The following is a 22810-nucleotide window of genomic DNA, read 5'->3' as shown; positions in this document are numbered from 1 at the left end:
CACGGTTCAGCCGAAGTGAAGGCGCGTCTTTGCGAGTAAGCCGCAAGGCAAGCGCTCCCTTCGCCTGGAGTTATAGGCAGACTAAAAGCGAGGCAAGCATGGACAAAGAGCACAAGGCCAGTATTGACGGGGATCAATGGGGGCGGTGCGTGGCCGAACATGGCTGGTTATGGGATGCGGCGTCGGGATCGTCATCGACCACGCTGATCCTGGCTCACGGCGCCGGTGCACCGATGGACAGCGGCTGGATGACCGACATGGCCGGGCGCCTTGCTGCACTGGGCGTCAACGTCCTGCGCTTTGAGTTTCCCTACATGGCGCAACGGCGCCTCGACGGCGGTAAACGCCCACCGAACCCGGCACCGAAACTGCTCGAATGCTGGCGTGAGGTGTATGCCGAGGTGCGACGCCATGTCACTGGGCGTTTGGCCATCGGTGGCAAGTCCATGGGCGGGCGAATGGCGAGTTTGCTGGCGGACGAATTGGGCGCGGATGCGCTGGTGTGCCTGGGGTATCCGTTTTATGCGGTGGGTAAACCGGAGAAGCCGCGGGTCGAGCATTTGGCCGGGCTGAAGACCCGGACGCTGATTGTGCAGGGCGAGCGGGATGCGTTGGGCAATCGTGAGGCCGTCGAGACATATGCGTTGTCGCCGAGTATCGAGGTGTTCTGGCTGGTGGCGGGGGATCATGATTTGAAGCCGCTGAAGGCTTCGGGGTTTAGTCATGAGCAGCATTTGGCGGCTGCGGCGGGGAAGGTGGCGGAGTTTTTGTAAGAAGCCAGATCAAAAGATCGCAGCCTTCGGCAGCTCCTACGGATTATGCGATCCCTGTAGGAGCTGGCGCAGCCTGCGATCTTTTGACGTTGCCGTTAACGGTTAAACCGCTCCACCAACGAATACTGGGTATTCGCTGTCTTGGTCAGCTCTTCACTCAACAACGCCGAGTGTTGAGCCTGTTCCGACGTCTGGTCCGCCAGTTGCGAGATGTTGCTGATGTTGCGGCTGATTTCTTCGGCCACCGAGCTTTGCTCTTCGGTCGCCGCAGCAATCTGCGTGGTCATGTCGGTGATGTGCGCCACCGCTTCGCTGATGCCGACCAAGGCCTGATCCGCTTCCAAGACCCGCGCCACACCTTCCTCGGCCTGGCGATGCCCGGCGTCCATGGTCTGCACGGCAGTGTTGGCGGTCTGTTGCAGCTTGGCGATCAGTGCATGGATCTGCCCGGTGGATTCGCTGGTGCGTTGCGCCAGTTGCCGCACTTCGTCCGCGACGACGGCGAAACCGCGACCCATCTCACCGGCACGCGCTGCTTCGATAGCGGCGTTGAGTGCCAGCAGGTTGGTTTGGTCGGCGATGCCTTTGATCACATCGACCACGCCACCGATTTCGTCGCTGTCCTTGGCCAGTTGCGTCACGGTCAGACCGGTTTCACCGACCACCACCGACAGGCGCTGGATGGCTTCGCGGGTTTCCCCGGCGATATCGCGGCCACGACTGGTCAGGCGATTGGCTTCCTGGGTGGCATCAGCGGTGCGTTGCACGTGGCTGGCGACTTCCTGGGTCGTGGCTGCCATCTGGTTGACCGCCGTGGCGACTTGCTCGGTTTCGACGCGTTGACGTTCCAGGCCGTTGGAGCTGTTGTGCGCCAGGGTGTCGGATTGCTTCGCTTGCTCGGTCAGGTGCTCGGCGGTGTCCTGCAGACGCGTCAGGCAGGTTTTCAGGCGCGCTTCCTGGCTGAGGATTGACATTTCCAGACGCGCCTGGGCGCCCCGGCTGTCGGTGTACATCTGCGCAATCAGCGGGTCGGACGTGGTTTGCCCGGCCAACGCCAGCAGACGCTTGAGGCCGCGTTGTTGCCAGCTCAGACCCAGCAGGCCCAAGGGCACCGAAAGACCGGCCGCCAGGGCAAAACCCCAGTGGGAGTTCAGCGACGCACCGATCATGAAGCTCAGTTGGCTGACTAGAATGAACGGCACCCAGTCCTGAAGGACCGGCAGCCATTTGTCTGTCGAAGGAATCGCCGACTTGCCCTGGTTGATGCGTTGGTAGAGCGCTTCGGCACGGCGGATCTGTTCGGCGGTGGGCTTGACCCGCACCGACTCGTAACCGATCACCTGATTGCCTTCGAAAACCGGTGTGACATAGGCGTTAACCCAATAGTGATCACCGGTCTTGCAGCGATTCTTGACAATGCCCATCCATGGCAAGCCTTGTTTCAAAGTACCCCACATATGCGCGAACACCGCCGCCGGGACGTCGGGGTGACGAACCAGGTTGTGCGGCGCACGGATCAGCTCTTCACGGGAAAACCCACTGATTTCGACGAAAGCGTCGTTGCAGTAAGTGATCACGCCTTTGGCGTCGGTCGTGGAGATCAACCGTTGCTGAGCCGGAAAGGTCCGTTCGCGTTGTGTAATGGGTTGGTTGTTACGCATGGCTATTTCAATCCGTGAGGCTTTGAGAGGTTGTCGGCGTGGTCAGGGATTTGTTGAGAGTATTTTTCAATAATCAGTGGTTCGTCGCAAAACGACCGTTGCGTCAGCCGGCAAGCATCGGGTAGGTAAACAGACCGAAATGCAGCAGGTTCAAGCCGAAATGGGTGGCGATGGCCGCGCCCAACCCGCCAAATCGGTAGGCCAGACCATAGCCGACCCCGGCCAGGCTCGCCAGTAACACCCATTGCCAACCCGCGCCCAGATGCGCCAGGCCGAACAACAGCGAGGCGAGCAGCAGGGCAAGGTTTTCGCCGTAGGGCAGGTGTTTGAAACGCCGGCTCAGGCCGCCCTGGATATAGCCGCGAAACAGCGCTTCCTCCACCAGCGTCACCAGCAGCAGGTTGTTCAAGACCCACAGCCACGCCTGGTCCGGCCACTTCGGCGCCCAACTGATTACGCCAAGCAACAGCGCGCCGCCGAGGGCGAGGATGACACTCAGGGTCAGCGCCAGCACAGTGGCGTAAATCGACAGCCGCAGCGAACGCCGGCCGACAATCCACGGGCAGACCAGCAACAACCAGAAACCAATGAGGGGTTTGTCCTGGTTCAGATACATGGAAAACGGCACGGCATCGTCGGTGAAGCGTTGCGGGTCGATGCCACGACCGTTGTAGAAACCGGGCAGCCAGTGCATCGCCAGCGCCAAGGCCAGGACGATGAACAAACCGTGACCGATATAGCGGCCGGCCTGGATCTTCTGCTGGCGCACGGCGAAACCGGCGAACAGCAGCAGGGCGACAGAGATTGCGGCGAGCCAGCCGAGTTGGCCGTAGATCAGGGCCAGGGCGTAGCCGATGGAGAGAAGTGCCAGGTAGAGCCATGGCAGAGCGAGCATGTGAAGTCCTTGTGTTCGAAAATTTTGCAGTGTGCCGCAGTCCCTGTGGGAGCGGGCTTGCTCGCGAATGCGGTGTGTCATTCAACATCTAAGGTGGCTGATACACCGCCTTCGCGAGCAAGCCCGCTCCCACAGTTGGTCGGTGGCGTGCAGGGAGTTTGTGTTCAACACATTCCCCTTGTGGGCGAGCTTGCTCGCGATGAGGCCATCAAATCCAGCATCAATACCGCCTGTTACACCGCCTTCGCGAGCAGGCTCGCTCACTGTTGATCTGTGTTGTTCAGGGGATTTGTGTTCGACACATAACCCTTTGTGGGAGCGGGCTTGCTCGCGAAGGGGCCATCACATCCAGCATCAATGTCGCCTGATACTCCGCTTTCGCGAGCAAGCTCGCTCCCACTATTGATCTGTGTTGTTCAGGGGATTTGTGTTCGACACATAACCCTTTGTGGGAGCGGGCTTGCTCGCGAAGAGGCCATCACATTCAACATCAATGTTGCCTGTTATACCGCTTTCGCGAGCAAGTCCGCTCCCACAGGGGGATTGGTGTTGTAAGTGGGTCGGTGGTGTGCAGGGTATTTTTGTTCAGCGCAGGGCACAAACAAAAACACCGCCCGAAGGCGGTGTCTCTGTCAGCAGCAGTGCTTATGAGGCAATCAGCTGTCGCAACACGTAATGCAAAATCCCCCCGGCCTTGAAGTATTCCACTTCATTCAATGTATCGATGCGGCACAACACCTCGACCTTCTCGCTGGTCCCGTCTTCACGGGTGATCACCAGGGTCAGGTTCATTCGCGGCGTCACTTCAACCCCGGTCAGACCGAGAATATCCACGGTTTCCTTGCCCGTCAGGTTCAGGCTCTTGCGGTTCTGATCCAGTTTGAATTGCAGCGGCAGCACGCCCATGCCCACCAGGTTGGAGCGATGAATCCGCTCGAAGCTTTCGGCGATGACCGCTTTCACCCCCAGCAGGTTGGTGCCCTTGGCCGCCCAGTCGCGGCTCGACCCGGTGCCGTATTCTTGCCCGGCAATCACCACCAGCGGCGTGCCCGACGCTTGATAGCGCATGGCGGCGTCGTAGATCGGCAGTCGCTCGCCGGTCGGAATGTAGATCGTGTTGCCACCTTCTTCGCCGCCGAGCATTTCATTGCGAATGCGGATGTTGGCGAAGGTGCCGCGCATCATTACTTCATGGTTGCCGCGACGCGAACCGTAGGAGTTGAAGTCCCGCGGCTCCACGCCTTTCTCGCGCAAGTAACGACCGGCCGGGCTGTCGGCCTTGATGTTGCCGGCGGGGGAGATGTGGTCGGTGGTCACCGAATCCCCGAGCAGCGCCAGCACGTTGGCTTTTTTCACGTCCTGAATCACCGGCAACGGCCCGCCGATATCATCGAAGAACGGCGGATGCTGGATATAGGTCGAATCTTCCTGCCAGACATAAGTCGCCGCTTGCGGCACCTCGATCGCCTGCCACTGATCATCGCCGGCAAACACTTCGGCGTATTCCTTGTGGAACATCGCGGTGTTGACCTGATTCACCGCGTCGGCAATTTCCTTGGTGCTCGGCCAGATGTCGCGCAGGAAAACCGGGTTGCCGTCCTTGTCATCACCCAGGGATTCGCTGCTGATGTCGATTCGCACCGTACCCGCCAGCGCATAGGCGACGACCAGCGGCGGGGAGGCCAGCCAGTTGGTTTTCACCAGCGGATGCACCCGGCCTTCAAAGTTGCGGTTGCCGGACAGCACCGACGCCACCGCCAGATCAGCTTTCTGAATAGCTTTCTCGATCGGTTCCGGCAACGGCCCGGAGTTGCCGATGCAGGTGGTGCAGCCATAACCGACCAAGGCAAAACCCAGTTCATCGAGGTATTGCGTCAGGCCGGCAGCCTTGTAGTAATCGGTGACCACTTTCGAACCGGGCGCCAGGGAACTCTTGACCCACGGCTTGCGTTTCAGGCCTTTTTCGACCGCTTTTTTCGCCACCAACCCGGCCGCCATCATCACGCTCGGGTTGGAGGTGTTGGTGCAGGACGTGATCGCAGCGATCACCACCGCACCGTTTTTCAGGCGATAGGTATGACCTTCCGACTCGTAGTCTGCTTCACCGACCATATCGGCGTTGCCCACCGCGACCCCACCGCCACCCTCACTTTCCAGGCGACCTTCTTCCTTGCTGGTGGGTTTGATTTGCAGGCCAAGGAAATCGCTGAAGGCCTGGGCCACGTTCGGCAGCGAGACACGGTCCTGCGGACGTTTCGGCCCCGCAAGACTGGCTTCGACGCTGCCCATGTCCAGTTCCAGGCTGTCAGTGAAGATCGGTTCCTTGCCCGGCAGGCGCCACAGGCCTTGGGCCTTGGTGTAGGCCTCGACCAGTTTGACCACTTCGGCCGGCCGACCGGACAGGCGCAGGTATTCCAACGTCACGTCGTCCACCGGGAAGAAACCGCAGGTGGCGCCGTACTCCGGAGCCATGTTGGCGATGGTCGCGCGGTCGGCCAACGGCAGATCAGCGAGGCCGTCACCGTAGAACTCGACGAATTTCCCGACCACGCCTTTCTTGCGCAGCATCTGCGTGACGGTCAGCACCAGGTCGGTGGCGGTGATGCCTTTCTTGAGCTTGCCGGTGAGTTTGAAACCGATCACTTCCGGAATCAGCATCGACACCGGTTGGCCGAGCATCGCCGCTTCCGCTTCGATCCCGCCGACGCCCCAGCCGAGCACGCCGAGGCCGTTGATCATGGTGGTGTGGGAATCGGTGCCGACCAGGGTGTCGGGGAAGGCGTAAGTACGGCCGTCCTCATCCTTGGTCCAGACCGTGCGCCCGAGGTATTCGAGGTTGACCTGGTGACAGATCCCGGTGCCCGGCGGCACCACGCTGAAGTTGTCGAAGGCGCTCTGGCCCCAGCGCAGGAACGCGTAACGCTCGCCGTTACGCTGCATTTCGATGTCGACGTTCTGTTCGAAGGCGCTGGCACTGGCGAATTTGTCGACCATCACCGAATGGTCGATCACCAGGTCCACCGGCGACAGCGGATTGATGCGCTGCGGGTCGCCGCCCGCCTTGGCCATGGCGGCGCGCATCGCGGCGAGATCGACCACGGCCGGCACGCCGGTAAAATCCTGCATTAATACGCGGGCAGGGCGGTACTGGATTTCGCGGTCGGAGCGACGCTCCTTGAGCCACGCGGCAATTGCCTTGAGGTCGGCGCCGGTGACGGTTTTTTCGTCTTCCCAGCGCAGCAGGTTTTCCAGCAACACTTTCAACGACATCGGCAATTTGTCGAGATCACCGAGGCTCTTGGCGGCGTCGGGCAGACTGAAATAGTGGTACGTCTTGTCGTCGATTTGTAAGGTTTTAAGGGTTTTCAGGCTATCGAGGGACGGCATTTGAAATGACTCCTTTGGGTCCGCACGGCTACGGACTGACGGGACAAACAGAGCATTAAACCTAGCCCTGTTTTAAGTAGCTGGCTAATAACTGGACTCTATCGACAAGTCCAAGGTTCCGAACTCGGCTATCATGCGCCGGTTTTCGTGACAGGCTTTGCTACAGGGCAAGTTTGCGCATCGATCATTGCCGATTGCCCAGGAGATTCAATGAACACCCTCTTTATGCATTGCCGGCCGGGCTTCGAAGGCGAAGTCTGTTCCGAGATTGCCGAACACGCCGCGCGGCTGAACGTGGCCGGTTACGCCAAGGCCAAGACCGCCAGCGCCTGCGCCGAATTTATCTGCACCGAAGAAGACGGCGCCGAGCGCCTGATGCGCGGCCAGCGTTTCGCCGAGCTGATCTTCCCGCGCCAATGGGCTCGCGGGATTTTCATCGACCTGCCGGAAACCGATCGTATCAGCGTGATCCTCGCGCACATCGTCGACTTCCCGGTATGCGGCAGCCTGTGGCTGGAAATGGTCGACACCAACGATGGCAAGGAACTGTCGAACTTCTGCAAGAAATTCGAAGGCCACCTGCGCAAGGCACTGATTGGCGCCGGCAAACTGGTGGAAGATGCCAGCAAGCCGCGCCTGTTGCTGACCTTCAAAAGCGGCCGCGAAGTGTTCGTCGGTCTGGCTGAGTCGAATAATTCGGCGATGTGGCCGATGGGCATTCCGCGCCTGAAGTTCCCGCGTGACGCGCCAAGCCGTTCGACCCTGAAGCTGGAAGAGGCCTGGCACCACTTTATCCCGCGTGATCAGTGGGACGAGCGTCTGCACAGCGACATGACCGGCGTCGACCTCGGCGCCGCACCGGGCGGCTGGACCTGGCAACTGGTCAACCGTGGCATGCTGGTGACCGCCATCGACAACGGCCCGATGGCCGAAAGCCTGATGGACACCGGCCTGGTGCAGCACTTGATGGCTGACGGGTTCACCTTCAAGCCGCGCCAACCGGTGGACTGGATGGTCTGCGACATCGTCGAGAAACCGGCGCGTAACGCCGCGATGCTGGAAGAGTGGATTGGCGAAGGGCATTGCCGCGAAGCGGTGGTCAACCTCAAACTGCCGATGAAACAGCGTTACGCGGAAGTGAAGCGCTTGCTCGAACGCATCGCCGACGGCTTCAAGGCGCGCGGGATCAAAGTCGAAATCGGCTGTAAACAGCTGTACCACGACCGCGAAGAAGTGACCTGCCATTTGCGCCGGATTGACGTGAAGAAACCCAAGTCCCGCTAAGCCACACGGATCAATGTGGGAGCGGGCTTGCTCGCGAAAGCGGTGGGTCAGTCGACATCAATGTTGAATGTCAGTCCGCCTTCGCGAGCAAGCTCGCTCCCACAGGGACGGTGTACGCCACAGATGACGTTAAACCCGGCAATGCGCGACAATGCCGGCCAGTTTCAGGAGTGAATCATGAGTGAAATGCTTGATACGCCGGTAGACGGCACCCTCGACGCCACCGGCCTCAACTGCCCGGAGCCGGTGATGATGCTGCACCAGCACATCCGTGACCTGGCGCCCGGTGGCTTGCTCAAGGTGATCGCCACCGACCCGTCGACCCGTCGCGACATTCCCAAGTTCTGTGTGTTTCTCGACCACGAACTGGTGGCGCAGCACGAAGAGGCAGGCACCTACCTCTACTGGATCCGCAAGAAACTCGCTTAACCCGCCGACTGGCTGATTCGAATCCGCTTGCGTGCACTGCGCGTCAGGCGGATCGACAGCATCAGCGCCGCGCAACTCAAGCCCACGATCAAACCCTGCCACAGCCCGCTCGGGCCGCTCGGCGCACCGAACCAGTCGGTCAGGCCCAGGGCGTAACCCACCGGCAAGCCAATTCCCCAATACGCGAACAGGGTCAGAATCATCGTCACCCGAGTGTCCTGATACCCGCGCAACGCACCGGCTGCTGTGACCTGGATCGCATCGGAAAACTGAAACAGCGCCGAATACACAATCAGCATCGCCGCCACATGAATCACTGTCGGATCAGCCGTGTAGATCGTGGCGATGTGTTCGCGCAGCAACAGCATCATGCTCGCCGACAAACAGGCATACGCCAGGGCAGTGCCCATGCCGACACCGGCGGCGAAGCGCGCTTCACGCGGCTCATTGCGGCCCAGTGCCTGGCCGACGCGTACGGTGACGGCCATCCCCAGCGAGTAAGGGATCATGAACACCAGCGAACTGACGTTCAGGGCAATCTGATGCCCGGCGACCACCGTGGCGCCGAGGCTGCCGATCAGCAGGGCAATCACCGCGAAGATGCTCGATTCGGCGAACACCGCAATGCCGATCGGCAAGCCGATACCCAGCAGGCGTTTGATCACCGACCATTGTGGCCAGTCGAAGCGGCTGAACAGCTCGCTTTTCTGATAGGCCGGCGCCCAGCGGGTATAGGCCATCATGCCGAGGGCCATGAACCACATCACAATCCCCGTGGCCCAGCCGCAGCCGGCACCGCCCATGGCGGGCACGCCCAAGTGGCCATAAATGAACACGTAGTTCAGCGGGATGTTCAGCGCCAGGGCGCACAAGCCGAGGATCATCGCCGGGCGCGTGCGGCCCATGCCATCACTGAAGCAGCGCAGCACGTGATAGAGCGCGACCGCTGGCAAACCGGCGGCAATGCCGTGCAGGTATTGCATGCACGGGCCGATCAACTCGGGGTCGACCTTCATGATGTGCAGGATCGGTTCGGCGGCGATGAGCATGCCGGTCGCCATCAAACCCACTACCAACGCCAGCCACAGCGCCTGGCGCACGATCGGGCCGATCTCGCTGTGCGTGCCGGCGCCGAAACGCTGGGCGACTTTGGGCGTAGTGGCGAGCAACGTGCCAGTCATCAGCAGAAACACCGGAACCCAGATCGAGTTACCCAGCGCCACGGCCGCCAGATCTCGCGGCCCGACCCGGCCCGCCATTACGGCATCGACGAAGCCCATGGCAGTGGTCGCCAGTTGCGCGATCATGATCGGCAGCGCCAGGGCGAGCAGGGTTTTCAGCTCCAGGCGAACCCGGGCCGGGCGGTTGAGGGCAGGTGCAGCGGGGTGGTCAGTTACGGAATTCAAGGGCGAAACGTCCAGAGAGATTTGATGCGCAGGGGCGGCGCATTCTACCTGCTGACGCAGTGGTCAGGAAAAGCGCTGTGTTACCGATTTGTAATCCCTTTCGCCTACCGCACATCCCCCGTAGGAGCTGTCGAGTGAAACGAGGCTGCGATCTTTTGATCTTGCTCTTCAAAACAACCTCAAAAGATCGCAGCCTCGTTTCACTCGACAGCTCCTACATGGCATATACCGGGGGATGTGCGCTAGGCGTGACAGGTCATCTACAACTACACTGCCGATCCGCCAAAGGAGCCTCGCCATGCTGATTGTTGCCGACGAAAATATCCCGCTGCTCGATGCCTTTTTCCAGGGTTTCGGCGAAATCCGCCGGGTGCCGGGGCGTTCCATCGACCGCGCCACCGTTGAGCAGGCCGATGTGCTGCTGGTGCGCTCGGTGACCAACGTCAACCGTTCGTTGCTCGAAGGCAGCAAGGTACGGTTTGTCGGCACCTGCACCATTGGCACCGATCACCTGGACCTCGATTACTTTCAGCAGGCCGGCATCACCTGGTCCAGCGCCCCCGGCTGCAATGCCCGGGGCGTGGTCGATTATGTGCTCGGCAGCCTGCTGACCCTGGCCGAAATCGAAGGCGTCGACCTGACACAACGTACCTACGGCGTGGTCGGTGCCGGCGAAGTGGGCGGGCGACTGGTCAAGGTCCTGCAAGGCTTGGGCTGGAACGTGCTGGTGTGCGATCCGCCCCGGCAAGCGGCGGAGGGCGGCGATTTCGTGAGCCTTGAGCAGATCATCGAGCAGTGCGACGTCATCAGCCTGCACACGCCGTTGAAGAAGCATGGCGCTCAAGCGACCTGGCACCTGTTCGATAAACCCCGTTTGAACCGACTCAAGCCCGGCACCTGGCTGATCAACGCCAGCCGTGGCCCGGTGGTGGATAACGCGGCCCTGCGTCAGGTGTTGTTGCAACGTGAAGACCTGCAAGCGGTGCTGGACGTCTGGGAAGGCGAGCCCGAGGTCGATGTGGCGCTGGCCGAACTCTGTGTGCTGGCGACGCCGCATATCGCCGGCTACAGCCTCGATGGCAAACAGCGCGGCACGGCGCAGATCTATCAGGCGTATTGCGACTTCCTGGGTCAGCCTGCTTCGGTCAGCCTGAGTGATTTGCTGCCCGCGCCGTGGCTGGCGCAAGTGACCTTGCACGCTAACAGCGATCCGGCCTGGGCGCTGGCGATGTTGTGCCGTGGCGTGTACGACCCGCGCCGTGATGATGCGGATTTCCGCCGCAGCCTGGTAGGCAATGTGAGCGAGCAGCGTGCGGCATTTGATGCGCTGCGTAAGAACTATCCGCCGCGCCGCGAGATTGATGGGTTGCAGGTGCGGATTGAGGGGGATTCGGCTGAGTTGCAGAAGATTGTGGCGGCACTTGGCGCGGTGGCTGTCTAGGAATCGAGTCGGCCCCTTCGCGAGCAAGCCCGCTCCCACATTGGATCTCGGTCGAACACAACATTTATGGTCACCAAAAATTCCCTGTGGGAGCGGGCTTGCTCGCGAATGGCCGCACCGCAATTTCTGGATAATCACCCATAAAAAACCCGGCCAACCTGGGCCGGGTCAAGAAGACGGTGGCTATATCACTCTTGTTCGGCAGGCTTGACCAATCGTTTCTCCAGTTCGCGGCACGCGTCCTGGATCATGCCTTCAGTGATCGGTACTTCGCGCCCGTCCTCATCGATAATCGAGCAACCCAGAGACTGGTCTGGTTGTGTGCGGATCACTTGAATCTTGTCTTCGCTGCTGTTTTGCAAGGACATGGCCTGTCTCCTCATCAGGTTGTGTGCTTACTCTAAAACCGCCAGGTGACCGGGCTGTGACAACTCCCTGCGGTCCTTCCAGAACGGCAACATCAGTCCACCAGAAATGCTTCGATGTGACTACCCGAACGTTAGACCAATAGCATCTAGGCACTAGTCTTGGCGGTCATAATTAACCTGACTCATTGTGATTTACAGAGTTCCACCCCATTGAGTGTGTAGGCTGGCCCCATTAATCGCTCCTGTTGCGAACCTGGATGAAACCGATGCTCTCTTCCCGTCACCGTCGCGCCATTCGTCTGGCCAGTCGTTTTCTTGTGCCCTATCGCGGGCAGGCCCTGGGCGCCTTGCTGGCGTTGATTGTCACCGCCGGCATCACGTTGTCCATGGGGCAGGGCATTCGGCTGCTGGTGGATCAGGGTTTCATGACCCAGTCGCCGCATCTGCTCAACCAGACCATTGGTTTGTTCATGGTGTTGGTGCTCGCGCTGGCGGTCGGCACCTTTGCGCGTTTCTATCTGGTGTCGTGGATCGGCGAGCGGGTCGTCGCGGATATACGGCGCCAGGTGTTCAATCATCTGGTGTACCTGCATCCGGGCTTCTATGAAGACAACCGCAGTTCGGAGATCCAGTCGCGGCTGACCGCTGATACCACGCTGCTGCAATCGGTGATCGGCTCGTCGTTATCGCTGTTTTTGCGCAATCTGCTGATGGTCATCGGCGGGATCGTGCTGCTGTTTATCACCAACCCCAAGCTCACCAGCATTGTGGTGATCGCTTTGCCGTTGGTGATCGCGCCGATCCTGATTTTCGGTCGTCGGGTGCGCAGCCTGTCGCGGGAAAGCCAGGATCGGATCGCCGATGTCGGCAGCTACGTGTCCGAAACCCTCGGCCAGATCAAAACCGTGCAGGCCTACAACCATCAGGTCCAGGACGAACAACGTTTTGCGGTCACCGTGGAGCAGGCATTCGAAACGGCTCGCAAGCGCATCTTCCAGCGGGCCTGGCTGATTACCCTGGTGATCGTGCTGGTGTTGGGGGCCGTCGGGGTGATGTTGTGGGTCGGAGGCATGGACGTCATCGCTGGACGCATCTCGGCGGGTGAACTGGCGGCGTTTGTCTTCTACAGCCTGATCGTCGGCAGCGCCTTCGGCACTTTGAGCGAAGTCATCGGCGAGTTGCAGCGCGCGGCCGGTGCGGCGGAGCGGATTGCCGAACTGCTGCGCTCGGAAAACATCATCCAGCCACCGACCAGCGGGTTGGTGACCTTGCCCGAACGGGTGAAGGGCAATCTGGAGTTGCAGGATGTGCGCTTTTCCTACCCGTCGCGTCCCGAAAGCTTTGCGGTCAATGGTTTGAATCTGACCATCAACGCGGGCGAAACCCTGGCGCTGGTCGGGCCTTCCGGTGCGGGCAAGTCCACCGTGTATGATTTGCTCCTGCGTTTTTATGACCCGGCCGAAGGCCGCATCCTGCTCGACGGTGTGCCGCTGACGCAGCTTGATCCGCTGGACCTGCGCCGCTGCTTCGCCCTGGTCTCGCAAAACCCGGCATTGTTCTTCGGCAGCATCGAAGAAAACATCCGCTACGGTAATCCGGCCGCGACCCTGGCCCAGGTTCAGGAAGCGGCAAAAATCGCCTACGCCCACGACTTCATCGAGCAAATGCCCAACGGCTACCAGACCCACCTCGGCGACGGCGGCCTAGGTTTGTCCGGCGGCCAACGCCAACGCCTGGCCATCGCCCGGGCGTTGCTGGTGGACGCCCCCATTCTACTGCTCGACGAAGCCACCAGCGCCCTCGACGCGCAGAGCGAACACCTGATCCAGCAAGCCCTGCCCAGCCTGATGAAAAACCGCACCACCCTGGTCATCGCCCACCGTTTGGCCACCGTGAAAAACGCCGACCGGATCGCGGTGATGGACCAAGGGAAACTGGTCGCGGTGGGCACGCATCAAGAGTTGGTGGCCAGCAATGCGTTGTATGCGCGGTTGGCGGCGTTGCAGTTCAACGACGGTAAGGCCGAATTCGATCTTCACGCGTAGGAGCGATGTAGGAGCTGTCGAGAGAAACGAGGCTGCGATCTTTTGATCTTGAATGAAGGCTGCCGAGGCCCGTGCGTTCGGGCATCATGTCGCCTTGATCGAATTGCCCGGATGAGGATATGAGTCGCTACCAACCACCGCTGACCCTGACCACGCGAATACTGGCGCTGATCGCCGAAATCAGTGAGCAGATTGGTCAACTTTCGGCTGTCGGTGATAGTCGGCAGACGCCTCAACTGCGCCGGGGTAATCGTATCCGCACGATCCAGGCTTCGTTGGCAATCGAAAACAATACGCTCAGCATCGAGCAGGTCACGGCTGTTCTGGCCGGGCAGCGTGTGCTGGGCTTGCCGCGGGAAATCCAGGAAGTCCGCAATGCCTTTGCGGCTTACGAAGCCATGCCGGACTGGCGCCCGGGCCATCGGTCCGATCTGCTCCGTGCCCATGAGCTGTTGATGCATGGGCTGATTGATGATCGCGGGCGGTTTCGACAAGCGGGTGTCGGCATTTACCGTGGCGAACAACGGGTCCATATGGCCCCGCCTCCCAGTCGCGTCGCGCACTTGATGGATGACCTGCTGTCATGGCTGGGTGCCTCTGATTGGCATCCGTTGATCATCAGTTGTGTGTTTCATTATGAGTTCGAATTCATCCATCCCTTTGCCGATGGTAATGGGAGGATGGGGCGTCTATGGCAGACCTTGATACTCAGTCAATGGCGTCCCGTGCTGGCTTACTTGCCGGTCGAAGCGGTGATTCGTGAACAGCAGGATGCGTATTACGCGGCGTTATCGGCTGCTGACCAATTGGCCGAATCGACTCCGTTTGTTGAGTTTATGCTCCAGGCGTTGAGTGTTGCGCTGGCGGAAGCCGCTCGGAGCGAACCGCTGACCGACCAAGTAACCGACCAAGTAACCGACCAAGTAGTGAAACTGCTTTTGGCACTGGATGGCGGCAACCCACTCAAGGTCAATGAGTTGATGGCAGAGGTCGGTCTGGCTCACAAGGCGACCTTTCGGGCTAATTATCTCAAGCCAGCATTAGCTGCCGGTTTGATCGAAATGACTGACCCCGACTCACCTAAGAGTCCGGCTCAACGATATCGCTTGACTGAGCGCGGTAAGGTATCTCTACGGTCGAGATTGGCGTAGGAGCTCCTACGTGATCGGCATTACCGATCATTGATCATCAAAATACCGCTCATGCCAATCCACCAACGGTTGTGGCGAGTTCAGCTTCTGGCCGTAGATCACCGAGTACGACAATACGTTTTGAACATACTGGCGGGTTTCGTCGAAGGGGATGCTTTCCACCCACACGTCGAAGCTCAGGTGGTCGGCGCCGCGCAGCCACTGGCGCACGCGGCCGGGGCCGGCGTTGTAGGCGGCGGAGGCGAGGACGCGGTTGCCGTTGAACTGGCTGTGGACCTGGCTCAGGTAGGCGGCTCCGAGCTGGATGTTCTTGTCCGGGTCGAGCACTTGCTGTGGCGAGGCCAGGGGGATGCTGAACTTGCGCGCGGTTTCCTTGGCGGTGCCGGGCATCAGTTGCATCAAGCCGCTGGCGCCGACACCGGAGCGGGCGTCGTCCATGAAGGCACTTTCCTGACGGGTGATGGCGAACACCCAGCTCGAATGCAAGCCACGTACCTTGGCTTCGCGTACCAGGGTTTCGCGGTGGGCCATCGGGAAGCGGATGTCCAGGTCGTCCCAGTATTGCGCCTGACTGATGGTACGGATTGCCGGGAAATACCATTTCAGGTCGTAGGCCAGTTTCGCCTGGGCGACCATTTCGTCACGGTTGAAGTGACGGCTGACGTGATACCACTCGCGACGACCATCGACGATCTGCCCGCGGGCGTGGAATTCCAGGGCGCGACGCACGCCGGGCGTGTTGCGGACCTTGTTGATCAGCGCCTGGCTGAGCACCAGCGGTTTGTTGACCAGCGAGTAGGGGAGCTGCGAGCGGTCGGCCGCGAGGAAGCCGTAGAAGTCACGCTCGCGGGCGAGGCCCTTGTACAAGGTCTGCGCTTCCGGGTTCTGCGGTTGCGCCAGTTCCAGGCTGCGGGCCTGCCAGTAACGCCAGCGGTTGGTGGTCGCCAGGTCCTGGGGCAAACGCCGGGTTAACTGATAGGCGTCGTCCCAACGGGCCAGACGCAGCAACAGGCGCAAGCGCCATTCGGACACGGTGTTGTCGCGCAGTTCCGGGTCGTATTTGGTCATGACGTCCAGCGCGCGCGGGTCAAAACGTCGTGCGAGGGTCAGGCCGATTTCTCGGGCGATGGCCACTTTCTCATCGCGGGAGAAATGCATGCTGCTGGCGTAACCGTCGAGCAGCTCCATGGCCTTGTCCGGATCCTGGCGCGCCAGACGGCGCAGGCCGAGGCTGACGATGTCGGACATCGGCTCATCGGCCGGAGCAAAACGTGACGGCTGATTCAGCAGCTCTGGTTTCTGCGCCACATCCACCAGCAAACGACCGCGCGGGGCGAGGGTGGTCAGGCCGCTCACCAGGCTGTTGGCCAGTGGATAGTTGCGCGCCTGGGCGGCGAGTTTGGTGCGTTCCCAGCGTTTCTGTTCGGTCAGTTGGCCTTCGGCGGCCCAAATCCCGAACAGACCATCGCAGGCTGCGGGCTGCGATTTGCCGGTCAGCCAGAGCTTTTCGGCGTTGGCATAGCCTTGGGGTTTCAGGTTATGGCCGATCTGGTACTGCGCGTTCAGGCAGTCCAGTTCGGTGAAATTGAGTTTGGGGTCGTAGTACTTGACGAAGGTCGCCCAGTCACCGCGATCCGCCAGCCAGCGCAACCAGCGCAATTTCATCCAGTTGGCCTGGGGCAGGTCTCCGTGTTCGGCGAGGAATTTCTCGATTTCGGCATTGCTGGCGGTTTTAAGGCGCGCGGTCAATTCGTCGTAGGCGAGGTAAGGTTCCAGCGGGTAATCGCTGAGGGCCTGGCTGTAGCGGAAATAAGGCTCGGAATCGCCTTTGGCCAAGGCGCGCTTGGCTTCATCGTAATACTGGCGTTGGGTGGACAAGTCCACCGCCTGGACTGATTGAGCGGCAGTGGCAGAAAGAAGCAAACAAGATAGAAGACTGAAAAGGCGACTGCGCATGAGACATCCGGGCAGAAAAATCATGACAAGTGCTGACAGCATCAGCACTGAATAATCTGTAGCTTAGCCTTTTGCCAGCAACGGGCGAAAGCTTTGCCGGCCTGCCGGTGCAAGATCGCAACAATTGTCATGCAGAGTGCTACAGAGGTGAAATTGCCGGCCTTCTGAAGCCTCAAGTCAGGTAGAATGCGCGCCCGGTTTTTGGAGAAGCTCATGACCCTGCTCAAATTCAGCGATGTGTCCCTTGCTTTCGGCTCTACGCCGTTGTTGGACAAGGTGTCCTGGCAGATCGCCCGTGGTGAGCGGGTGTGCATCATCGGCCGCAATGGCACTGGTAAGTCCAGCATGATGAAGCTCGTCAAGGGCGACCAGAAGCCCGATGACGGCTCCGTTTGGCGCGCACCCGGCCTCAAGATTGGCGAATTGCCGCAAGAATTGCCGGTAGCCGACGAGCGGACCGTGTTCGACGTTGTGGCTGAAGGCCTGGACGGTGTGGGTGAGCTGCTTGCGCAGTATCACCACCTGAGCCAGAACATCGTCACCGACGCCGACCTGGACAAGCTGATGCACGTCCAGCACGACCTCGAAGCCCGCGACGGCTGGCGTTTGCAGCAATTGGTCGACAGCACCTTGAGCCGTCTGCAGTTGCCCGCCGACAAGACCCTCGCCGAATTGTCCGGCGGCTGGCGTCGCCGCGTCTTGCTGGCCCAGGCCCTGGTTTCCGAACCGGACCTGCTGCTGCTCGACGAACCGACCAACCACCTGGACATCGGTGCGATCGCCTGGCTTGAAGAAGCGCTGAAGGATTTCCAGGGCGCCGTGCTGTTCATCACGCACGACCGTTCCTTCCTGCAGAACCTTGCAACCCGTATCCTCGAACTGGATCGCGGCGGCCTGATCGACTGGAACGGCGACTACGCCAGTTTCCTCGTGCACAAAGAAGCCTCGCTGGCCGCTGAAGACACCGCCAACGCGCTGTTCGACAAAAAACTGGCCCAGGAAGAAGTCTGGATCCGCCAGGGCATCAAGGCACGTCGCACCCGTAACGAAGGCCGCGTGCGTGCCCTCAAAGCCTTGCGTAACGAGCGCAGCGAACGTCGTGAACGCACCGGCAAGGCCAACATTCAGCTGGATACCGCTGACAAGTCCGGCAAGCAGGTGATGGTCCTCGAGAACGTGAGCTTCGCTCACCCGGGCGGCCCGTTCCTGATCAAGGACTTCTCGATGGTCCTGCAGCGCGGCGACCGTATCGGTCTGCTCGGCGCCAACGGTACCGGCAAGACCACCTTGCTGAAACTGATGCTCAACGGTTTGCAGCCTACCAGCGGCACTGTGGAAGAGGGCACGCGCATCGACGTGGCCTACTTCGACCAGTTACGCCATCAGCTGGACCTGGAAAAGACCGTGATCGACAACGTGGCCGAAGGTCGCGACTTCATCGATATCGATGGTCAGAGCCGTCACGTGCTGAGCTACCTCGGCGACTTCCTGTTCAGCCCGCAGCGTGCCCGCACTCCGGTCAAGGCGCTGTCCGGTGGTGAGCGTGCCCGTCTGTTGCTGGCCAAGCTGTTCAGCAAACCGGCGAACCTGCTGGTCCTCGACGAACCGACCAACGACCTCGACGTCGAAACCCTCGAACTGCTGGAGGAGGTCCTGCTGACCTTCAATGGCACTGTGCTGATGGTCAGTCACGACCGGGCATTCCTCGACAACGTCGTCACCAGCACCCTGGTTTTCGAAGGCGAAGGCAAGGTCCGCGAATACGTCGGTGGTTATCAGGACTGGCTGCGTCAGGGCGGCTCGCCGCGCCTGCTGGGCGTGACCGAGAGCAAGTCCGGCAAGGCCGACCTGACCTCCGCCGTGGTGACAGCCGAAGCGGCGCCTGTCGCTGCGGTGGAAGCGCCGGTGGCGAAGAAAAAGCTCAGCTACAAGCATCAGCGTGAGCTGGAAATGCTGCCGGGTCAGATCGAAGCCATGGAAACGCAGATTGCGGCGGTTGAAGCGCAAATGGCGGATGTCGCTTTCTATCAGCGCCCAGCTGCCGAAACGGCGGCGGTGATTGCTCAGCTTGAGCAATTGCAGGCTGAACTCGACGTGATGGTCGAGCGTTGGGCCGAGCTGGATGCCTGAATGATCTTGCAATAAAAAAGCCCGGCGTTCAGAAATGAACGCCGGGCTTTTCGTATGGAATGCGATGTACTGGGCTGGCGTAGATCCAATGTGGGAGCGGGCTTGCTCGCGAAAGCGGCGTATCAGTCAACACATTTGTTGAGAGTTAAGCAGCTTTCGCGAGCAAGCCCGCTCCCACAGGGGGTTATGTGTTTCAGCTTTTGACCAGGCGCACCGCAAGCACGTCGCAAGGCGCACCGTGCAGCACGTCGTTGGCGGTGGAGCCGAGCAACAACGCCAGACCATGGCGGCCATGGCTGCCGACCACGATCAGGTCGCAGGTCTGTTCCTTGGCCAGGTGATGGATTTCCTGACGCGGCTGGCCGTAAGTCAGGTGGCTGTATTCCTTGGTGAGCTCAGGGTACTTCAGGATCAGTCGGTCCAGGCGCTCCTTGGCTTGATCAAACTGTTGCTGCTGCAACTGAGACAGGTCCATCGGCACGTCGCCGCCAAAGGCCATGGCCATCGGCTCGACAATGTGCACCAGGGACAGCTTCGCGCCGTTGCTCACCGACAGTTCGCGAGCGCGGTGGATAACAGGATCGCACTCTTCGGTTAGATCTACAGCGACCAGAATATGGTGGTAGGGCATGAGGTGCTCCTCCTGAGGATTGCGATATTGGTAAGTATGGCTGGTTTCAAGCGCGATGGTTCCAAAGTGACTCAAAGCGCTCATCAAGAATCGGGAGTACAGATATGACGGTCTGGATAGTGGTGTCAATCCTGCTGGTGGTACTGAGTCCGCTGGCATGGTTGCGACCGTCGCGCCACCAGAGCGGCCGCATGGCCTTGCGAATGGAAGCGCGACGCATCGGCCTGGCCATGCAACTGGCGCCGCAGGAGTGGCCGCACTGGCTGAGCCAGGAGCCGCCGAGCCCGTGTGCGCAGTACCATCGGCCGCGTCGGGGCAATCAGCCAAAGTGCTGGAGTTACTGGCAGAAAGCGCCGGGTGTGTGGGTCAATCAGTGGCAGGAGGTCTGCGAGGATCGGGCGCTGCTCAATCATTTCGAAAAATTGCCGGCCAATGTCTACAAAGTCGAGGCGGACAAGCAGATGATCTTTTTATATTGGGGCGAGAAGGGCGAAGCGGATGTTTTGCAGGAGATTGATGCGGTGCTGAAAGCGCTGGCATGACTTGCGGAAATTTCGCGCTGCAATGGCGCGAAAGGTCTGGCAGACGGGCAATAAAAAGCCCGACATCATCATCGGGCTGGGGTTGGCCAGGCAGGCCGGAAATCTTTGTGGGGCTGATCTTACTCCGGGTATTCGCCAAAAGCGTTTAAATTTTTTCCTCAATGTCCCGCCAGCGTAGCTGCTTAAACGCGAGTTGCCGTGAATTAGGGCGACTTTTCTAACTATTGATTCTATGAATGGCCTCATATGCACCTGCGTGTTGTGAGCCTTCGTCTTACGGAAATGACTGCAAAGTCGCGTTTCAACCAACATTTTGGGCGATTGACAATTGTCGGAAATTCCGTGAAGGTGGCGTACCCAAATCAAACGGGCGTATGAATTGAGCGTTTGTATTTCAGATCGCTCCTACAGAATCCCGACTATCGCGTTGGCGGGTGTGCCGGGTGGATTGGCGTTAGCATCGACGAACAGCGTCCTGCCGAGCCATTCGCCTGCGTCCGACGTGTACTGTTCAGCTTCCATATCGTGGAGATCAGTTGATGATTTACGAAGGTAAAGCCATCACGGTTAAGGCTCTTGAAAGTGGCATCGTCGAACTGAAGTTCGATCTCAAGGGTGAGTCCGTCAACAAGTTCAACCGTCTAACCCTGAACGAACTGCGTCAGGCCGTAGACACCATCAAGGCAGATGCTTCGATCAAGGGTGTGATCGTCAGCAGTGGCAAGGACGTGTTCATCGTCGGCGCCGACATCACCGAATTTGTCGAGAACTTCAAGCTGCCTGATGCAGAGCTTGTCGCTGGCAACCTCGAAGCCAACAAGATTTTCAGCGATTTCGAAGACCTCAACGTCCCGACTGTCGCCGCGATCAACGGTATCGCCTTGGGCGGCGGTCTGGAAATGTGCCTGGCGGCGGACTACCGCGTCATGTCGACCAAGGCCAAGATCGGTCTGCCGGAAGTCAAACTGGGCATCTACCCGGGCTTCGGCGGCACCGTGCGTCTGCCGCGTCTGATCGGTGCCGACAACGCCATCGAGTGGATCGCCGCCGGCAAGGAAAACCGTCCTGAAGACGCGCTGAAAGTCGGCGCAGTGGACGCAGTGGTTGCACCTGAGAAACTGCAGGAAGCGGCCCTGGAACTGATCAAGCGCGCCATCTCCGGCGAGTTTGACTACAAGGCCAAGCGTCAGCCGAAGCTGGAAAAGCTGAAACTGAATGCCATCGAACAAATGATGGCTTTCGAAACCGCCAAAGGTTTCGTGGCCGGTCAGGCTGGCCCGAATTACCCGGCGCCGGTTGAAGCGATCAAGACCATCCAGAAAGCCGCGAACTTCGGTCGCGACAAGGCGCTGGAAGTTGAAGCCACCGGTTTCGTCAAACTGGCCAAGACCTCTGCCGCGCAGAGCTTGATCGGTCTGTTCCTGAACGATCAGGAACTGAAGAAAAAGGCCAAGGCCTACGACGAAATCGCCCGTGACGTGAAGCAGGCTGCCGTATTGGGCGCCGGCATCATGGGTGGCGGTATCGCTTATCAGTCGGCCTCCAAAGGCACGCCGATCCTGATGAAAGACATCAACGAGCACGGCATCGAGCAGGGTCTGGCTGAAGCCGCCAAGCTGCTGGTCGGTCGCGTTGATAAAGGCCGCATGACCCCGGCGAAAATGGCCGAAGTGCTCAACGGCATTCGTCCGACCCTGTCCTACGGTGATTTCGGTCACGTGGACCTGGTGGTCGAAGCCGTCGTCGAGAACCCTAAGGTCAAGCAGGCCGTACTGGCCGAAGTCGAAGGTCACGTCAAAGAGGACACCATCCTCGCGTCCAACACCTCGACCATTTCCATCACCTTGCTGGCCAAAGCCCTCAAGCGTCCGGAAAACTTCGTCGGCATGCACTTCTTCAACCCGGTGCACATGATGCCGCTGGTTGAAGTGATCCGTGGCGAGAAGTCCAGCGAGCTGGCCGTTGCCACCACCGTTGCCTACGCCAAGAAAATGGGCAAGAACCCGATCGTCGTCAACGACTGCCCGGGCTTCCTGGTCAACCGCGTGCTGTTCCCGTACTTCGGCGGTTTCGCCAAGCTGGTCAGCGCTGGTGTGGACTTCGTCCGTATTGACAAGATCATGGAAAAATTCGGCTGGCCAATGGGCCCGGCCTACCTGATGGACGTGGTCGGCATCGACACTGGTCACCACGGCCGTGACGTGATGGCTGAAGGCTTCCCGGATCGCATGAAAGACGATCGCCGTTCGGCTATTGACGTGCTGTACGAAGCCAAGCGCCTGGGCCAGAAGAACGGCAAGGGTTTCTACGCTTACGAGACCGACAAGAAGGGCAAGCAGAAGAAAGTCGCCGACCCGTCGGTACTGGAAGTGCTCAAGCCGATCGTTTACGAGCAGCGCGAAGTCACTGACGAAGACATCATCAACTGGATGATGATCCCGCTGTGCCTGGAAACCGTGCGTTGCCTGGAAGATGGCATTGTCGAAACCGCCGCCGAAGCCGATATGGGTCTGGTCTACGGTATTGGTTTCCCTCCATTCCGTGGCGGTGCGCTGCGCTACATCGATTCGATCGGTGTTGCAGAGTTCGTTGCCCTGGCTGACCAGTACGCTGATTTGGGCGCGCTGTACCACCCGACCGCGAAGCTGCGTGAAATGGCCAAGACTGGCCAACGGTTCTTCGGTTAAGCGTCCCAACTTTTGAGCGAGAGT

16 protein-coding genes are annotated in these 22810 nt (G+C 60.0%); 9 read left to right on the top strand and 7 right to left on the bottom strand.

From position 1 onward, the window contains the following. Positions 1-98 precede the first annotated feature (98 nt). Positions 99-773: an alpha/beta family hydrolase gene (locus tag HB680_RS02100; protein WP_213936925.1), complete on the top strand. Its 675-nt coding sequence runs from the start codon at positions 99-101 to the stop codon at positions 771-773. 95 nt (positions 774-868) lie between these two features. Here the strand turns inward: HB680_RS02100 and HB680_RS02095 are convergent, their stop codons facing one another. From HB680_RS02095 to acnA, 3 genes are all read right to left on the bottom strand, one after another. Then, on the bottom strand, positions 869-2434 hold the full coding sequence (locus tag HB680_RS02095) for a PAS domain-containing methyl-accepting chemotaxis protein (RefSeq protein WP_213936924.1): 1566 nt from the start codon (positions 2432-2434) through the stop codon (positions 869-871). Between the two features lie 103 nt (positions 2435-2537). Beyond that, entirely contained in the window at positions 2538-3329 is a 792-nt protein-coding gene (locus HB680_RS02090) for a CPBP family intramembrane glutamic endopeptidase (RefSeq protein WP_213936923.1), read from the bottom strand. Positions 3330-3974: 645 nt separating this feature from the next. Then, positions 3975-6716, bottom strand: coding sequence for an aconitate hydratase AcnA (gene acnA / locus HB680_RS02085; protein ID WP_213936922.1), 2742 nt, complete (start codon positions 6714-6716; stop codon positions 3975-3977). Positions 6717-6926: 210 nt separating this feature from the next. Here acnA and rlmM point away from each other — a divergent pair, with 210 nt between their 5' ends. Together rlmM and tusA are read left to right on the top strand one after the other, a co-directional pair. Beyond that, positions 6927-8000, top strand: a complete 1074-nt coding sequence (gene rlmM / locus HB680_RS02080) for a 23S rRNA (cytidine(2498)-2'-O)-methyltransferase RlmM (RefSeq protein ID WP_213936921.1) — start codon at positions 6927-6929, stop codon at positions 7998-8000. Positions 8001-8177: 177 nt separating this feature from the next. After that, positions 8178-8429 carry a sulfurtransferase TusA gene (tusA, locus tag HB680_RS02075; RefSeq protein ID WP_054054315.1) on the top strand — a complete coding sequence of 84 codons (252 nt, stop codon included), beginning with the start codon at positions 8178-8180 and terminating at the stop codon, positions 8427-8429. Here tusA and HB680_RS02070 read toward each other — a convergent pair. After that, the gene (locus HB680_RS02070; RefSeq protein ID WP_213936920.1) at positions 8426-9835 is read right to left on the bottom strand and encodes an MATE family efflux transporter; all 1410 of its coding nucleotides are present in this window, start codon (positions 9833-9835) and stop codon (positions 8426-8428) included. The genes tusA and HB680_RS02070 overlap by 4 nt on opposite strands. A 298-nt stretch (positions 9836-10133) precedes the next feature. Here HB680_RS02070 and pdxB point away from each other — a divergent pair, with 298 nt between their 5' ends. Next, the gene (gene pdxB / locus HB680_RS02065; RefSeq protein ID WP_213936919.1) at positions 10134-11276 is read left to right on the top strand and encodes a 4-phosphoerythronate dehydrogenase PdxB; all 1143 of its coding nucleotides are present in this window, start codon (positions 10134-10136) and stop codon (positions 11274-11276) included. A 188-nt stretch (positions 11277-11464) separates the two neighbouring features. Here pdxB and HB680_RS02060 read toward each other — a convergent pair whose 3' ends face one another. After that, on the bottom strand, positions 11465-11644 hold the full coding sequence (locus tag HB680_RS02060; protein ID WP_213936918.1) for a PA1571 family protein: 180 nt from the start codon (positions 11642-11644) through the stop codon (positions 11465-11467). A 257-nt stretch (positions 11645-11901) separates the two neighbouring features. On the opposite strand from HB680_RS02060, the gene HB680_RS02055 reads away from it, so the two are divergent. Both HB680_RS02055 and HB680_RS02050 read left to right on the top strand, forming a co-directional pair. After that, positions 11902-13689: an ABC transporter transmembrane domain-containing protein gene (locus HB680_RS02055; protein ID WP_213936917.1), complete on the top strand. Its 1788-nt coding sequence runs from the start codon at positions 11902-11904 to the stop codon at positions 13687-13689. A 119-nt stretch (positions 13690-13808) separates the two neighbouring features. Further along, positions 13809-14840, top strand: coding sequence for a Fic family protein (locus HB680_RS02050; protein WP_213936916.1), 1032 nt, complete (start codon positions 13809-13811; stop codon positions 14838-14840). A 27-nt stretch (positions 14841-14867) separates the two neighbouring features. Here HB680_RS02050 and HB680_RS02045 read toward each other — a convergent pair whose 3' ends face one another. After that, on the bottom strand, positions 14868-16796 hold the full coding sequence (locus HB680_RS02045; protein WP_213936915.1) for a transglycosylase SLT domain-containing protein: 1929 nt from the start codon (positions 16794-16796) through the stop codon (positions 14868-14870). Between the two features lie 213 nt (positions 16797-17009). On the opposite strand from HB680_RS02045, the gene HB680_RS02040 reads away from it, so the two are divergent. Continuing rightward, on the top strand, positions 17010-18926 hold the full coding sequence (locus HB680_RS02040) for an ATP-binding cassette domain-containing protein (protein ID WP_213936914.1): 1917 nt from the start codon (positions 17010-17012) through the stop codon (positions 18924-18926). A 193-nt stretch (positions 18927-19119) separates the two neighbouring features. On the opposite strand, the gene HB680_RS02035 is transcribed toward HB680_RS02040, so the two are convergent. After that, positions 19120-19557, bottom strand: coding sequence for a universal stress protein (locus HB680_RS02035; RefSeq protein ID WP_054054300.1), 438 nt, complete (start codon positions 19555-19557; stop codon positions 19120-19122). Between the two features lie 104 nt (positions 19558-19661). On the opposite strand from HB680_RS02035, the gene HB680_RS02030 reads away from it, so the two are divergent. Together HB680_RS02030 and fadB are read left to right on the top strand one after the other, a co-directional pair. Next, the gene (locus HB680_RS02030; RefSeq protein WP_213936913.1) at positions 19662-20099 is read left to right on the top strand and encodes a hypothetical protein; all 438 of its coding nucleotides are present in this window, start codon (positions 19662-19664) and stop codon (positions 20097-20099) included. A 539-nt stretch (positions 20100-20638) separates the two neighbouring features. Beyond that, on the top strand, positions 20639-22786 hold the full coding sequence (gene fadB, locus HB680_RS02025; RefSeq protein WP_213936912.1) for a fatty acid oxidation complex subunit alpha FadB: 2148 nt from the start codon (positions 20639-20641) through the stop codon (positions 22784-22786). The last annotated feature ends 24 nt before the right edge of the window (positions 22787-22810 follow it).

The organism is Pseudomonas sp. dw_612, from assembly GCF_018449725.1.
Taxonomy (GTDB): Bacteria; Pseudomonadota; Gammaproteobacteria; order Pseudomonadales; family Pseudomonadaceae; genus Aquipseudomonas.
Note: the sequence above shows the minus strand (reverse complement) of the source record. Positions and strands in the feature narration are given on the sequence as shown.